The organism is Aequorivita sp. CRS11 (assembly GCF_059693805.1).
In genome coordinates this window covers 1-598 of the sequence record NZ_JCATIG010000052.1, presented here as the reverse complement: position 1 = coordinate 598, position 598 = coordinate 1, and the positions used below count along the sequence as shown (strand labels likewise).

At 59.2% G+C, this 598-nt stretch carries 1 pseudogene; it reads right to left on the bottom strand.

Going from position 1 to position 598, the window contains the following annotated elements:
- Window positions 1-598: pseudogene (locus tag AC58DT_RS15710) on the bottom strand (hypothetical protein); the annotation flags it as partial.

Below are 598 nucleotides of genomic sequence, written 5' to 3'. Positions count from 1 at the left end.
CGAAGGTAACCTCGCTCTGAAGGCCGCACGAGTCGTCGTTACCCACAACGCAGGTAAGCGCGGCGCAGGATCCGGTATAGACAGAGATCTTGGAGTCAAAGTCGGTGCCGTTGCACAATGAAAGGGTGATATCGCCCGGAAGGCCGCTGGTGTCGTCAAGGGTGTACCATACCCCCGGAGAGGTGATCGCGGGACCGCAGACAGGAGCACCGGAATCTACCGTGGCGCCCACGGTGGTGCCCGTTACCGAATCCCCGCAGCTTACAGCTATCGCGCCGCCGCAATCGTCGTTCGGCAATGGCTCGGTACAGGTAACGTCAAGGCTGAAGTTACCCGAGCCGCTGCCAAAGCCCTCCACCATGATATAATAGGTAGACGTGCCGTCCGAAACGAAGGTCACCTCGCTCTGAAGGCCGCAGGAGTCGTCGTTGAAGGCTAGCTCGTTGGCAAGGTTGCAATCGTCAAAGACGCGAAGCACAGAGTCATAGTCCGTACCGCCGCCACAAAGCGAAATGGTCACCAACTGCGCAGAACCCGTGCCAGTGAACTTGTAGAACACATCAGGGGCTGCGTTCCCGCCAGAATCCGTCGCCGTCAG